Here is a 13,814-nt window from a genome sequence, read left to right on the forward strand (position 1 = left end):
CAATCGAACCTTCAAAGGTGACCCTTGGAAGAACTCCTGAAGACCAACGACATGACGCTGATCGCCTATGTCGAGGCCTTGCTGAAGGACGCGAACATTCCCTATCAGGTTCTGGACCAGAACATGAGCGTCATCGAGGGATCGATCGGAATTCTGCCGCGCCGGGTGCTGGTGCCGGAAGACCGTCTGACGGAGGCCCGGACCCTGATCACGGACGCCGGAGAAGGCGCGTCCCTTCCGCCCGCCGCTCGCTGATCTGATCGGCATCGGACGCGGCCCGATGACACAGGCAGGCGTCGTGACAGCCAACGCGGACGAAACCACGCAGGATCGGTTTCTCGACGGCGCATTCGTCCTGATGCAGCGCCGCCGCGGTGCCCATCGGTGCGGGTCCGACGCGATTCTTCTTGCCGCGACCGTATCCGGGGATGCGGTGGGGCGCACGGTGGACCTGGGAAGTGGCCCCGGAGCGGCCGGATTCGCCGTCGCGGTCCGCACCCGATCGGACGTGGTGCTCGTCGACATGGACGCCGAGAGTCTGGCGCTTGCCGCAGCGAGCCTCCGGCTGCCTGAAAACGCCGGGTTCGCCAACCGGATCGGCGTCGTTCAAGGGGATATCGAGGGGCCGGTCGCCGAGTTCACCGAACTCGGGCTCGCCGCCGGCTCCGCCGACCGCGTGATCGCGAATCCGCCGTTCTTCGAACACGGCCGGCACCGCGCCGCGCCGTCGGACGGGCGTGCCCGCGCCCGGATGCTCGGGGAGGCGGGCCTGTCGCCCTGGCTGAAACGGGCAGCCCATCTCCTGCGCCCGAGCGGATCCCTGCACCTGATTCTTCCGGCCTCGCTGCTCGCGCAGGCTCTCTCCCTGATGGAGGGCCGGTTCGGCGCAGTCGACATTCTGCCGGTCCATGCCCGACCCAATACCCCCGCCGACCGGATCCTGGTTACGGCAATCAAGGGATCGCGTGCGGGCCTCAGGATCGTGCCCGGGCTCGTCATGCACGAGCCGGACGGCCGGTACAGCGACGCGGCTTCGCGCATCCTGCGGGCCGGCGCAGCAATCGACCGTCCGCCTCGCTAAGGGTCAGAGCGACCCGGCCTCGATCCACCAGTAGGGAAACGCCGTTCGAAGGGCGTCCGCCGCGCCGTGCGCCTCCGCCTCGTTCGCGAACAGCCCGAAGCAGGTTGCACCGGAGCCGGACATGCGCGTGAAGCGGCAACCCGGTGCCGTCTCGAGAGCCGAAAGGACCCGGTCGATTTCCGGCGCCAGCGAACGCGCCGCCGGTTCGAGATCGTTCCGGGTGTCGCTCAGATAGCCGATCAGCGCGTCGAGGTCGCCGAATTGTGCGGGGAGCGCGGGCAGCGGGGCGTTGTCGCGCCGCTCCAGGCGTTGGAAGACGTCGGGCGTCGCGACCGGAACGCCCGGGTTGGCCAGCACGATCCCCGCGTCCGGCAAGGGGCCGACCGGCGTAATCTCGTCCCCGATCCCCCGCGCGATCAGCGACCTCTGCCAGACGCACATTGCGATGTCGGCGCCAAAGGAAGATCCAATTTTCGCAAGGACTTCGAGTGGGAGGTTCAAGTCCCAGACCAGCGACAGAGCCCTGAGCGCCGCCGCGGCGTCCGCGGATCCTCCGCCGATTCCGGAGGCGGCCGGGAGCGCCTTGTGGAGATCGATCCGCGCGCCGCGCGGTTGGCCGTCGCCGGCTGCAATGGCAAGCGCTTCGGCTGCGCGCAGAACCAGATTGTCGGGACCGTCGGGAACCGAGCCCGCGAACGGACCTTCGATGTGCAGATCCAGTGACCGGCCGGGTGCGACCGTCAGCGTGTCGCCTACGGTCGGGAACGCGACCAGGCTTTCCAGCAGATGGTACCCGTCGGTGCGCCGGCCGACCACGTGCAGAGCCAGGTTGATCTTGGCGCGGGCCGCTTCCTGCACCCAGGGGGCGTCGGACATCGTCTACTGGTCCGACGGCTCCGCCACCGAGGCCGCGTCGGTCTGCTCCTCCTGGAGGCCGTGTTCCAGCTTCTGGAGGATGTCGGCAAGATCGTCGGGCTCCGGATCCAGGTCACGGGCGTGGCTCCACTGGAAATTGGCCTCCAGCTTCCGGCCGACCTGCCAGTAGGCATCGCCCAGATGGTCGTTGATCACCGGATCGTTCGGCTGAAGCGAAACCGCGCGCTCGAGTTCCTCCACCGCGTCCTCGTAGCGGCCCAGCCGGTAGTACGCCCATCCGAGGCTGTCGACGATGAATCCGTCGTTCGGCCGCTGGTTGACCGCCTCCTGGATCATGTCCAGGCCCTCTTCCAGGTGCATTCCCTTGTCGATCCAGGAATAGCCGAGATAGTTCAGCACCAGCGGCTGGTCCGGATAGAGCTCCAGGGCGGTCTTGAAGTCGGCTTCGGCCTCGGGCCACCGGTCGAGACGCTCGTTGGCGATGCCGCGGAAGTAGAACAGGGTCCAGTGTTCGCGTCCGGGCTCATCGAGGGTCGCCAGCCCCTTGGAATAGACCTCTCGAGCGCCGGCGAAATCGTCGTGGCTGCGCATCACGTTACCCAGCGCGACGATGGCCGAAAGATCGCTCGGATCTTCGTCGACGAGCGGTTCGAGCTGGGCCTTTGCAGCATCGACCTTGTCGATCGCATTCAGGTTGAGGCCGATCTGGACCTTTGCCGAGCGCGACAAGGGAGACGTCTCGGGAATGGTCCGGTAGACCGCGATCGCCTGCTCGTGCTGCTGCATGCTCTCGTGCAGCGAGGCCAGCGAAAAGGCCGGCATGCTGGTGTCGGGACCGAGATGAATTGCGAGCTGCAGGTAGCCGGCGGCATATTCCTCGCCGCCGTCCTGGCCGACCGCGACGCCGAGGTCAAAAAGCGCTTCCGCCGCGCCGGCGTGGGCGGTCTCGATCTGCGGTGCGACCGGATCGGAAGAGGCGAGCTGCTCCTGAAGCTGGATCACGAGCGGATGCTCACCGCTGGTCTCCGCGAACTCCGCCACGATGTCCTGGGCCTTGTCGCGATTCCCCGCCCGCGCAGCGGCCCGGGCGACGGCGTCCAGCCCGCGCAGGGCGCGCGGATCGGCTTCGAAGGCTTCCTCGAGACGTTCGACGGCTTCCTCGTGACGGCCGGCCATGTCGAGGATCAGGCCGGCATGTCGCACGGTGAACGCCTTATACCAGTCCGGTCCTTCGAGATCGTCGAGGGCGGCGAGTGCGCTGTCGATGTCGTCGTCGGCGACGTAGCTCCATGCGGTCAGGAGGGCCGCGGTCAGTTCCGGGAGAGGCGACCCGTTGGCGAGCGGCACCAGGGCTTCGCGGGCTTTGTCGGTCTCGCCTTCCTGGAGGGCGGAAACGGCAAGGGTCAGAGCTGCCAGCTGGTTGCTGGGGTCGGCCTCCGCCAGATCGTCGGCGAGATCGACCGCCTCCGGAATCGCCCCGCTCGCGACCAGCATCATGACCGTCCGGTCGAGCAGAACCTCGTTCCCGGGGTCGGCGGCCAGCGCGCGCTTGTAGAAGGCGGCGGCGCTGTCCAGATCCTTCAGGTTGCCCGCATGACGGGCGGCCAGGAAGCTGCCGGACAGCGACCGCAATCCGGTGCGGTCGACCGTGTCGGACATGTCCGCCAGGGCCGGCAGGGTGCACACCGCAAGGCCGGCGGCCACGAAGAGGCCGAGGCGCGGCGCACGCGCCAGAACAGCGGGGAGGCCGGTGGTGGATCGGCGCGAGGTGGTCATCTGACAAGGCCCGTCGGTTCACTGTGACTCGTGGGCGAGACGATGGGGCTTTTCCCGGGACCGCGCAAGGTGAGGCCATTTCGGCTTCGGATTCGTGATCGGAAGCGGGAACAGGCTGCAACAAGGCTTGCCTTTGCCTCGGCCTCCATGCTTTCGCTCTGTGGCCGCGCATGTACGCCGGGCAGGGCGCGGCCCCCGGACGACACAAGTCTCCGGGCGAATATCAGCCGGCGAAGAAGGACGAGTGATGCACAAGTGGGTCTACACGTTCGGTGACGGAGCTGCCGAAGGCACCGCCGGAATGCGTGATCTCCTCGGTGGCAAGGGTGCGAACCTTGCCGAGATGTCGAACAGCGGCGTGCCGGTTCCGCCCGGCTTTACGATCACCACCGAGGTCTGCACTCACTTCACCAAGACCGACGGCACCTATCCGGACGAACTCAAGGCACAGGTCGAGGACGCGCTGGACAAGGTCGGCAAGACCACCGGCCGCCGCTTCGGCGACATGAGCAAGCCGCTGCTCGTATCGGTCCGGTCCGGCGCCCGGGTCTCCATGCCTGGCATGATGGACACCGTGCTCAATCTGGGGCTCAACGACGACACCGTCGGAGCGCTGGCCGAAGATGCCGGCGATGCCCGGTTCGCCTACGATTCCTATCGCCGCTTCATCCAGATGTACGGCGACGTGGTGATGGGTCTGGAGCACCACGATTTCGAGGCAATCCTCGAAACCTACAAAGATGAGAAGAGCCTCAATCTCGACACCGATCTGACGGCGGACGACTGGCAGACGATCATCGAGCGCTACAAGCAGCTCGTCGTCGACCAGCTCGGCAAGCCCTTTCCCCAGGATCCGCGGGACCAGCTCTGGGGCGCCATCGGCGCCGTGTTCGGGTCCTGGATGAACGCGCGCGCGATCACCTATCGCCGGCTTCACCAGATCCCCGAGAGCTGGGGGACCGCCGTGAACGTCCAGGCCATGGTGTTCGGCAACATGGGCGACACCTCGGCCACCGGCGTCGCGTTCACCCGCAACCCGTCGACCGGCGAAAACAAGCTCTACGGCGAGTTCCTGGTCAACGCCCAGGGCGAGGACGTGGTCGCCGGCATCCGCACGCCCCAGGCGATCACCGAGGAAGCGCGGATGGAATCGAGCGCCCCGGAGAAGCCGTCGCTGGAGCAGGCGATGCCGGAGGCGTTCCAGGAATTCCGGGACATCTGCAACCGGCTCGAGCGCCACTACCGGGAAATGCAGGACGTTGAGTTCACCATCGAACGCGGCAAGCTGTGGATGCTGCAGACGCGCAGCGGCAAGCGGACGGCCAAGGCGGCCCTGAAGATCGCGGTCGACATGGTCGACGAAGGCCTGATCACGGAGGAAGAGGCCGTCACCCGCGTCGATCCGGCCTCCCTCGATCAGCTTCTGCATCCGACGATCGATCCCGCCGCCGAACGCAACGTGGTGGCCACCGGACTGCCGGCGTCTCCGGGGGCGGCGTCCGGCGAGATCGTCTTCTCCTCCGATGAGGCGGAGCGGCTCGCCAACCAGGGCAAGGCGGTGATCCTGGTGCGCATCGAAACCAGCCCAGAAGACATCCACGGCATGCATGCGGCCGAAGGCATCCTGACCACCCGCGGCGGCATGACCAGCCATGCGGCCGTGGTGGCCCGCGGCATGGGCAAGCCGTGCGTCTCGGGTGCGGGCGGCATCCGGGTCGACTACCAGGCCGGGACGCTCACGTCGGCCGGAAAGACCCTGAAGGCCGGCGAGATCATCACCATCGACGGTGCCAACGGCCAGGTGCTGGCCGGCTCGGTTCCGATGCTGAAGCCGGAACTGTCCGGCGACTTCGCGCGGCTGATGGAGTGGGCCGACAAGGTGCGCCGGATGCGGGTGCGCACCAATGCCGAAACCCCGGCCGATGCCCGGGCTGCCCGCGACTTCGGGGCCGAGGGGATCGGGCTGTGCCGGACGGAGCACATGTTCTTCGATGCCGAGCGCATCGGCGACATGCGCGAGATGATCGTGGCTGACACCGAGGAGGGACGTCGCGCCGCGCTCGACAAGCTCCTGCCGATGCAGCGCTCCGACTTCGTCGAGCTGTTCGAGATCATGGCGGGGCTTCCGGTCACCATCCGGCTTCTCGATCCGCCGCTTCACGAGTTCCTTCCCAAGAGCCCGGAGGAGATCGAGGAGGTCGCCTCGGCCATCGGCGTCTCCAAGACCAAGCTGAAGCGGCGTCTGGAGCAGCTGGAGGAATTCAACCCGATGCTGGGCCATCGCGGCTGCCGGCTGGCGGTTTCCTATCCGGAGATTGCCGAGATGCAGGCGCGGGCGATCTTCGAGGCGGCCGTCGAGGCCGGCAAGCGGACCGGCAATCCCGTCCGTCCGGAGATCATGATCCCGCTGGTGGGCCTGAAGGCCGAACTGGATATCGTGAAGGCCCGGATCGACGCGGTGGCCGAGACCGTCGCCAAGGAGGCTGGGCAGGAGATCCAGTACGACGTGGGCACGATGGTGGAACTGCCGCGGGCCTGTCTGATCGCCGACAAGATCGCCGAAAGCGCCCACTTCTTCTCGTTCGGCACCAACGACCTGACCCAGACCACCTTCGGTATCTCGCGTGACGATGCGGCGTCGTTCCTGCCCACCTATCAGGCGCAGAACATCTTCGAGACGGATCCGTTCGTGTCGATGGATATCGAGGGCGTCGGCGCGCTGGTGAAGATCGGCGTCGAGCGCGGCCGCCAGACGCGGCCGGACATCAAGCTCGGCATCTGCGGCGAGCATGGCGGCGATCCGGCGTCCATCGCCTTCTGCGAAACGGTGGGGCTCGATTACGTGTCGTGCTCGCCGTTCCGGGTGCCGATCGCGCGGCTGGCTGCCGCCCAGGCCGCCCTGAAGGCGATGAAGGCGTAGCCGGAGCGGACCGACCAGGCGCGCCGGGACCGGACAGCGGATGGCAACGGACCTCACACTCGATGCGATCCGCGACGCCGGAAAAGCCGGCGTCGCCCGGGCGCTGGCGGCCGTCGAACGGCGCGACGGCGCGATCCGTCAGGCCGCCCTTCTGGACGCTGCCCTGCGCGATCCGAAAGGGCTGGTCCTTGGGCTCACCGGTCCGCCGGGCGTCGGCAAGTCGACCCTGACGAACGTGCTGATCGCCGATGCGCGGGCGCGGGGCCGGTCCGTCGCGGTGATCGCCGTGGATCCGTCGTCCCGGCGGACGATGGGCGCGCTTCTCGGCGACCGGACCCGGCTGCGGACGAACCCGGACGACGATCAGGTGTTCGTCCGCTCCTTCGCCGCCCGCGACCGGCTGGGCGGCCTGTCCGATTCGGCGATCGCGGCAACGGTTCTGATGCGGGCCCTGTTCGATCTCGTCATTGTCGAGACGGTGGGGATCGGGCAGTCGGAAGCGGACATCGCGCTGGTGGCCGACACCGTCGTTCTGTGCGTTCAGCCCGGTTCGGGCGATTCGCTTCAGTTCATGAAGGCCGGGGTGATGGAGCTGCCCGACGTGGTCGCCGTCACCAAGGCGGATCTCGGCGCACCGGCGAAGCGGGCCCGCGCCGACGTGGAAGGCGCGCTCTCCCTCGCGGCTGAATTCAGCGACTGGCACCCGCGCGTGCTGACCCTGTCCGCCACCACTGCCAGCGGCCTCGAGGCGCTGCACGCCGCCGTGGACGAACACCAGGCATGGCTCGCTGAAGAGGGCCGGCTTGCGCATCGCAGGCGGGAGCAGGAGGAGGCGTGGGTGGTCGACGCGGTGCGTGATCGCTTCGGCACCGCCGGGCTGGCGCTCTGGTCGACCATCGACAGGGGCGCGGCGGCGGCATCACCCTTTCGACGCATTGCCGAGGCATCTGCCACCCTTGGTTCGAAACTCGACCCGGGGTGATCGATCAAAAAAGACCGGATCGCTTAACGGGTTGGCAACCGTGATCGCAGACCATCGTGAATAACTCCTCGGTTGGCCTCAGAGGCTGCCGACCACTTCGCGTAGCGTCTGCTTGAGGGACCCTGGTCTTGCGTATCCCCGTGTCGTTGCCGCGTGCGACAGCCTCCATGCGTCTTATCGCCCGCCGTCTGCCGCTCTCCGCGGCGGCCCTGATGCTCATCGGCGGGCAGGTCGGCCAACAGGACGTTGTCGCCTACATGCTCTCCCAGAAGGACGCGCCGCGCTACATGGCGCGGATCGTCGCCGCGCCCTACGGCGAATCGATGGAGCCCACCTTCGTCTATTCCCGAGAGGACGGTAGCGCGAAGGCCGGGCGAGGTGCCCAGGTCGCACTCGCCGGCTCCGGCGAGTTCGAGCATCTCGGACTGGCCGAGGCGAAGGTCGACCTTTCGGTCGAGACCCTCTCCGTGCGTACCGGGAAAGCCGGGAAGGGCGACCTTCTGGCCGACGTCAAACCCGCACTGGCCGAGCGCGATCTCGGCGCCGGTTCGGTGGCGACCGCCGTCAGTCTTCTGAGTGCGGGATCCTCGCGGGACTTTCCGCGTGTTTCGTTCGTTCAGCCGCGCGTGTTCGACGGGGCCGGCGGCGCGCAGAGCCTGCTGGCAGCCGCCAGTACAGGCGTCGAGAACGATGCGGATGCGGCGGCAGCCGGTGCCCGCTTCATGGCCGCGGCGAGCGCTGCGACGAGTGCGTCGCTGGTCTCCGCTTACGCGCCGGCTGGCGGCGTCGATCTGAATGCCCCGTTCGAGTCCCTTCTCGGCGCGCCGGGGACGGCCAAGGCTCCCGGTCCGCTCGACCACTGGTGGTCCGACCGTCCGCTTCCGAAGGAGGTGCGCGACGAGCGTCAGGTCAAATGCCTGGCGGAGGCCATCTATTTCGAGGCGCGCAGCGAAAGCCGTCTGGGCCAGATGGGTGTCGCCCAGGTGGTGATGAACCGGGTGAAGAACCCCGCCTATCCCGACACGATCTGCGGCGTGGTCTACCAGAACAAGAGCTGGTTCAATCGCTGCCAGTTCTCCTTCGCCTGCGACCGCGTCCGGGACGTCGTCCGCGACCAGCATTCCTGGAGCACGGCGATGGAGATCGCCGAAGGCTACACGAACGAGACCATGTGGCTGCCGGAGATCGGCGCGTCGACGCACTACCATGCGACCTACGTGAAGCCGAAGTGGGCGCCGACGATGAAGCGCCTCGAGCGGATCGGCGATCACGTCTTCTATCTGACGTTCGGCGGCGACTGGACCTGACGGGTATCCCGGTATCCGGCCGCCGAGCGGACATCAGCACGCAGAAGTGTCTTCCAACTTCCTGATTGCGTGAGAGAAATCGTCACCGGGCCGGACCGTTCCGGCCTTGACGCCGCGGCGGGTTTCGACGGGCGTGCGTGCCCATCGATCGAGAAAGGCGCGGTCCTCCTCGGTCTCGGCCAGAAGCGCCTGAAGAACGGTGGCCATGGCCGCCTCGGACCCCCGGGTTCCGCCGTCGTCGATCTTGATGGCAACGCCGAGCTTGCGATCGGGCAGGGCGGCACAGAAGACGCCTTCGGCCCCGACCTTCACATAGACCTTCTCGCGGAAGCGGGTCATGACCTCGGTGCAGAACCCGCCTGTGGCGTCGACCTCGAACGGATGGGCTGCACAGGCTTTTCGAAGCCGCGTCAGCGCCGCCATGCGCTGCTCCGAGAGATCCCGGCCGCTGGCCGCCCGGGCGAAGGCGAGGGCCAGCCGCTCGGGCGGGATCGCCCAGGTCGGGATCGAGCAGCCGTCGATCGCACACACATCGTCCGAAAGCGTTGCCCCGGTCATCTCCTCGAGAATGTCGTGGATTTGGCGCTGGAGCGGGTGGTCGCGCGTCTCATAGCCTTCGACGGGCCATCCGTTGTGGACGCAGGCACACAGAAAGCCGGCGTGCTTGCCGGAACAGTTGTTGTGGGCCGCGCTCGGCTCTTTGCCGGCCCGGCGGATGCGATCCTGATCCTCGCCGCGCGCCGGCCACTGGGTGCCGCAGGCGAGGGCGCTTTCGTCCAGCCCAACCTTCGACAGGATCGAATGGGCGCAGGCGACATGGCCCTCTTCGCCGTCGTGGGACGCACACGCCAGCGCGAGCTCCGCATCGCTGAGGCCGAACGCATCGGCCGCGCCGCTCTCCACGAGGGGAAGCGCCTGGAAGATCTTCACGGCGGATCGGGGAAAGACCGGCAGGTCCGTCGCCCCGAGACCGAGGTGCAGCGCTCCGCCGCCGCCGACGATCGCCACCGTACCGCGGTGCTGGCTCTCCACCAGATCGCCGCGGGTCACTTCGATGAGAACGGGATTGGTCATGATCAGGGTTCCCGATGAGACGCGCCGGAGCTTCGCAGACGCCGCGCGTCCGGTCCATCCGTCTTTGGAGCGCCTGTTGCAGCGTCAGTCTGCCCTTTCCCGGGCCTTGGCCGCCTGCCAGTGGGCTTCCATTTCTTCCAGCGTCGCGTCCTCGGGCCGTCGGCCGTCGTCTGCGAGCGCGGTTTCGATATGGGTAAAGCGGCGGCGGAACTTCTCGTTGGTGCCGCGCAGCGCCGCTTCCGGATCCACGTCCAGATGGCGGGCGAGGTTGGCGACGGCAAACAGAAGATCGCCGATCTCTTCGCCGATCCGCTGCTGCGCCGGGGGACCCGCCTCGATCTCCGCCTCAAGTTCCTCGATCTCCTCGCGGATCTTGGCGATGACCGGGGCCGGAGCACCCCAGTCGAAGCCCACCTTGGCGGCCTTCTTCTGCAGCTTCTCCGCCCGGGTCAAAGCGGGCAGGGCAAGCGGCACGCCGTCGAGACTGCTGGACGAGACCTGCCCGGTCTGCGGGCTTCGCTCGGCCTTGAGGCGCTTTTCTTCGGCCTTGATCTCGTCCCAGAGCGCCTTGACGCGCTCGGGCGGAAGATCGCGTGCATCCCCGAAGACGTGCGGGTGACGGCGCACGAGCTTCTCAGTGATGGCTTCCACCACGCCGCCGAAATCGAAGGCGCCTTCCTCGTCGGCCATCTGGGCGTGGAAGACCACCTGAAGCAGGAGATCGCCAAGCTCGTCCCTGAGATCTTCCCGGTCGCCCTGCTGCACGGCGTCGGCCACCTCGTAGGCTTCCTCGATCGTATAGGGCACGATCGTTTCGAACGACTGCTTGACGTCCCAGGGGCAGCCGGTGTCCGGGTCCCTGAGACGGGCCATGATGGCGAGCAGGGTTGCGATATCGCGCGAAGGGGTCATGCCGTCTCGTCGGGTCCGGTTGCGGGCTTGGTCCGATCCACATGGCCCAGATCGCGGTCCGGGTCCACCAGGTCGCGCACCCGCCCCTTGAGCGCCTTCACGTCCGGGAAGCCGCCATCTTGAACCCGTTCCCAGATCAGCGCTCCGTCGACCTCGATGCGGAATGCCCCGCCGGTGGCCGGCACCAGCGTGACGGCGCCGAGTTCCTCGGAAAAGGTGGAGAGCAGTTCCTGCGCCATCCAGGCCGAGCGGAGCAGCCAGTTGCACTGGCGGCAGTAGGTGATGGTCACATGCGGCTTTTCGGACATCTCAGGACGTGTCTCCGTTGATGTGCTTCAGCGGACGGGGCAACGCAGCCGGTCAGCCGGATCGGGATGTCGGCTCCATGGGAATCGGAAACACCAGGTCATACAGCCAGTTAAAGATGAAGGCGTAGACGATGTAAAAGGCGACGAAGAAGAGGTCCATCACCAGCGCCTGCCAGAGGCTGATCCCCAGATACCAGGCGATCAGGGGCAGCAGGATCAGGAGCAGGCCGGCTTCAAACAGCAGTGCGTGAACGACACGCAGCGGAACTGTTTTCCGCGGGTCGCCGCGCAGACGCAGGAGCGCAGTGTCGAAGCCGAGATTGTAGATGTAGTTCCAGGCCGTCGCGACGACCGAGCTGCCCAACGCGACGGCGCCGATATCGACCAACGGCTTGTCGATCACGAGCGTACCCAGCGGCGTGACGAGCGCCAGGCCGATGATCTCGAAGGACAATGTGTGACGGATCCGGTCGGCAACCGAACGCATGGATTTCTCCGTTTTGGGTTCGGGCCGTCCCGACTGATGGACATGGGTGCTGCGCGAGGTCGTCCTCACACCGATGACCGGCATCTAGCTGGGCGGGAGGCTCGCCACAAGACCTATCGGATCCGGACATCCGAATGCGAACGAATGCGGCCCGGATAGGAGCAGGTGCAGCCGGTGCAGGGGGCAAGCCCGCGATGACACAGCGCGCTCGGAGCGCGCGGGCGGTGGTTGCGCTTTATTCGTGCGCGCCCGCACGCGCACCTGCGAGTCGCATAAGATGCATTATGGAACCAAAACAGCACCTGTATCCGTGGTCCCGGGGATGGATCCAGTCTGTGGCGACGTGATCGTATCGGCCATGTTGGGACCTCGCGCATCGATGCGAAAAGACTGCGCCCTCAACGGCATGGCGCCGGTGTCTGAAGTCGCCCCGCAAGCCGAGCGCCGGTCCGGAACGCCGCCATGACGACGGCGGACGGCTCAGCCGGAAAGCGCGACCTCGAAGGTCATCATGTCGTAGGCCGGTTCGACGCCTTCCGGCAGCTCGGCCGCCAGCGTGTCGAAGTCGAGGTCGAGATGGAGATTGGTGAGGATGCCGCGCTTCACCTTCAGACGTTCGATCCAGCCGAGCGCCTCGGCAACGGTGAAATGGCTGCGGTGCGGCGTATAGCGCAGCGCGTCGACCATCCAGACATCGAGGCCCTTGAGGTGGTCCAGGCTCGCGGCCGGCAGGTCGTGGAGATCGCTGGAGTACGCCACATTGCCGATCCGGAAGCCGAGTGAATCGATGTCACCGTGATGCTGCTGGAACGGCAGGACCGTCACGACGCCGCCAGGTCCGCGCACCGCAACGGGCGTTCCAGGGTGCAGCCGGTGTTCGTTCAGGATCGGCGGATAGCCGGAGCCTTCGGGCGTGACGAAGCAGTAGTCGAACGCCTTGTGGGCGCGCGCCGACGTGGAATGGTCGAGATAGACGTCCACCCGCTTGCGCTCCTTGAGAGCCAGGCCGCGCAGGTCGTCGATGCCGTGAATATGATCCGCGTGCGCGTGCGTGTAGAAGACGGCGTCCAGGCTGCCGGCGCCAGCGTCGTTGATCTGTTCGCGCAGGTCCGGACCCGTGTCGATCAGCACGGTCGTCACGCCGGTTTCCGAGCGGCGTTCGACCAGCAGCGAGCAGCGCCTGCGCCGGTTCTTCGGGTTTGCCGGATCGCACGCGCCCCAGTCGTTGCCGATGCGCGGGACACCGCCGGACGAGCCGCAGCCCAGGATCGTGAATTTCAAGCTATTCATTGGACCGCCGGCCGCGGAACCTTCGAGAACAACCGGAAAAAATTATCAGTCGTGATGGCCGCTATCTCCTCTGACGAGACACCCCGGACATCGGCGAGCACATCGGCGGTCTTCGCGACGAAGGCCGGCTCGTTCCGCTTACCCCGAAACGGTACGGGTGCGAGATAGGGCGCGTCCGTTTCCACCAGCAGTCTGTCTGCCGGTACGTCGCGGGCGACTTCCCGGATCTCTTCGGCGGTCTTGAACGTGAGGATGCCGGAGAACGAGACATACAGACCGAGCTCGACCCCGGTCATCGCGAGGCTCCGGCCCGACGAGAAACAATGGAGGATCGCCGGAAACGGACCGTCCTCGTCATGGGCGGTTTTCAGGATCCGGGCCACGTCCTCGTCGGCTTCCCGCGCATGGATGACCAGTGGCAGTCCGGTCTCCCGCGCGGCCGCGATATGACGCCGGAAGCCTTCCGCCTGGGCCTCGCGTGGCGAATAGTCGTAGTGATAGTCGAGACCCGCCTCCCCGATGGCGACCACCTTCGGGTGCCGCGCCAGATCGACCAGCATCTCGGTCGTGACATCGGTCTCTTCGCCGGCGTTGTGCGGATGCGTGCCGACGGAGCAGAACACGTCGGGATAGGCCTCCGCGACCTCCCTCACCTGATCGAATTTCGCGACGCGCGTGGAGATGGTGACCATCGTGCCGACGCCAGCGGCACGGGCGCGTTCAATGATCGCATCGCGCTCGTCCGCGAAGTCCGGGAAATCGAGATGGCAGTGACTGTCGACAATCATAAGAAGGTCGCTG

Annotated in this window: 13 protein-coding genes; 5 read left to right on the plus strand and 8 right to left on the minus strand. The window is 66.8% G+C overall.

Annotated features, from left to right (window positions below; all coding sequences use genetic code 11):
* The first annotated feature begins 24 nt into the window (after positions 1 to 24).
* Together J2S73_RS11535 and J2S73_RS11540 are read left to right on the plus strand one after the other, a co-directional pair.
* On the plus strand, positions 25 to 255 hold the full coding sequence (locus J2S73_RS11535) for a putative signal transducing protein (protein ID WP_306885684.1): 231 nt from the start codon (positions 25 to 27) through the stop codon (positions 253 to 255).
* Positions 256 to 280: 25 nt separating this feature from the next.
* On the plus strand, positions 281 to 1,081 hold the full coding sequence (locus J2S73_RS11540; RefSeq protein WP_306885685.1) for a tRNA1(Val) (adenine(37)-N6)-methyltransferase: 801 nt from the start codon (positions 281 to 283) through the stop codon (positions 1,079 to 1,081).
* 3 nt (positions 1,082 to 1,084) lie between these two features.
* Here J2S73_RS11540 and J2S73_RS11545 read toward each other — a convergent pair whose 3' ends face one another.
* Positions 1,085 to 1,957, minus strand: coding sequence for a 4-(cytidine 5'-diphospho)-2-C-methyl-D-erythritol kinase (locus J2S73_RS11545; protein ID WP_306885686.1), 873 nt, complete (start codon positions 1,955 to 1,957; stop codon positions 1,085 to 1,087).
* A 3-nt stretch (positions 1,958 to 1,960) separates the two neighbouring features.
* The gene (locus tag J2S73_RS11550) at positions 1,961 to 3,733 is read right to left on the minus strand and encodes a tetratricopeptide repeat protein (protein ID WP_306885687.1); all 1,773 of its coding nucleotides are present in this window, start codon (positions 3,731 to 3,733) and stop codon (positions 1,961 to 1,963) included.
* A gap of 247 nt (positions 3,734 to 3,980) precedes the next feature.
* Here J2S73_RS11550 and ppdK point away from each other — a divergent pair, with 247 nt between their 5' ends.
* The 3 genes from ppdK to J2S73_RS11565 all read left to right on the plus strand — a co-directional run bounded on the left by ppdK (position 3,981) and on the right by J2S73_RS11565 (position 8,942).
* Complete coding sequence (ppdK, locus tag J2S73_RS11555; protein WP_306885688.1) at positions 3,981 to 6,653, plus strand: pyruvate, phosphate dikinase; 2,673 nt, start codon at positions 3,981 to 3,983, stop codon at positions 6,651 to 6,653.
* A 40-nt stretch (positions 6,654 to 6,693) separates the two neighbouring features.
* Entirely contained in the window at positions 6,694 to 7,635 is a 942-nt protein-coding gene (locus tag J2S73_RS11560) for an ArgK/MeaB family GTPase (RefSeq protein ID WP_306885689.1), read from the plus strand.
* Positions 7,636 to 7,802: 167 nt separating this feature from the next.
* Positions 7,803 to 8,942, plus strand: a complete 1,140-nt coding sequence (locus J2S73_RS11565) for a cell wall hydrolase (protein WP_306885690.1) — start codon at positions 7,803 to 7,805, stop codon at positions 8,940 to 8,942.
* Positions 8,943 to 8,975: 33 nt separating this feature from the next.
* Here J2S73_RS11565 and J2S73_RS11570 read toward each other — a convergent pair whose 3' ends face one another.
* The 6 genes from J2S73_RS11570 to J2S73_RS11595 form a co-directional block, all read right to left on the minus strand.
* Positions 8,976 to 10,016, minus strand: coding sequence for an asparaginase (locus J2S73_RS11570; protein WP_306885691.1), 1,041 nt, complete (start codon positions 10,014 to 10,016; stop codon positions 8,976 to 8,978).
* 84 nt (positions 10,017 to 10,100) lie between these two features.
* Positions 10,101 to 10,928: a nucleoside triphosphate pyrophosphohydrolase gene (gene mazG / locus J2S73_RS11575; RefSeq protein WP_306885692.1), complete on the minus strand. Its 828-nt coding sequence runs from the start codon at positions 10,926 to 10,928 to the stop codon at positions 10,101 to 10,103.
* Positions 10,925 to 11,236: an Rdx family protein gene (locus J2S73_RS11580; protein WP_306885693.1), complete on the minus strand. Its 312-nt coding sequence runs from the start codon at positions 11,234 to 11,236 to the stop codon at positions 10,925 to 10,927. Before J2S73_RS11580 ends, mazG begins: the two co-directional genes overlap by 4 nt.
* Before the next feature lie 52 nt (positions 11,237 to 11,288).
* Positions 11,289 to 11,723 (minus strand): PACE efflux transporter, encoded by a 435-nt coding sequence (locus J2S73_RS11585; RefSeq protein WP_306885694.1) that lies wholly within the window; start codon positions 11,721 to 11,723, stop codon positions 11,289 to 11,291.
* A 480-nt stretch (positions 11,724 to 12,203) separates the two neighbouring features.
* The gene (locus tag J2S73_RS11590; protein WP_306885695.1) at positions 12,204 to 13,013 is read right to left on the minus strand and encodes an MBL fold metallo-hydrolase; all 810 of its coding nucleotides are present in this window, start codon (positions 13,011 to 13,013) and stop codon (positions 12,204 to 12,206) included.
* Complete coding sequence (locus J2S73_RS11595; RefSeq protein ID WP_306885696.1) at positions 13,010 to 13,801, minus strand: TatD family hydrolase; 792 nt, start codon at positions 13,799 to 13,801, stop codon at positions 13,010 to 13,012. The genes J2S73_RS11590 and J2S73_RS11595 overlap by 4 nt, the downstream gene beginning before the upstream one ends.
* Positions 13,802 to 13,814: the final 13 nt, after the last annotated feature.

The sequence above is a fragment of the Amorphus orientalis genome, from assembly GCF_030814015.1.
GTDB lineage: Bacteria > Pseudomonadota > Alphaproteobacteria > Rhizobiales > Amorphaceae > Amorphus > Amorphus orientalis.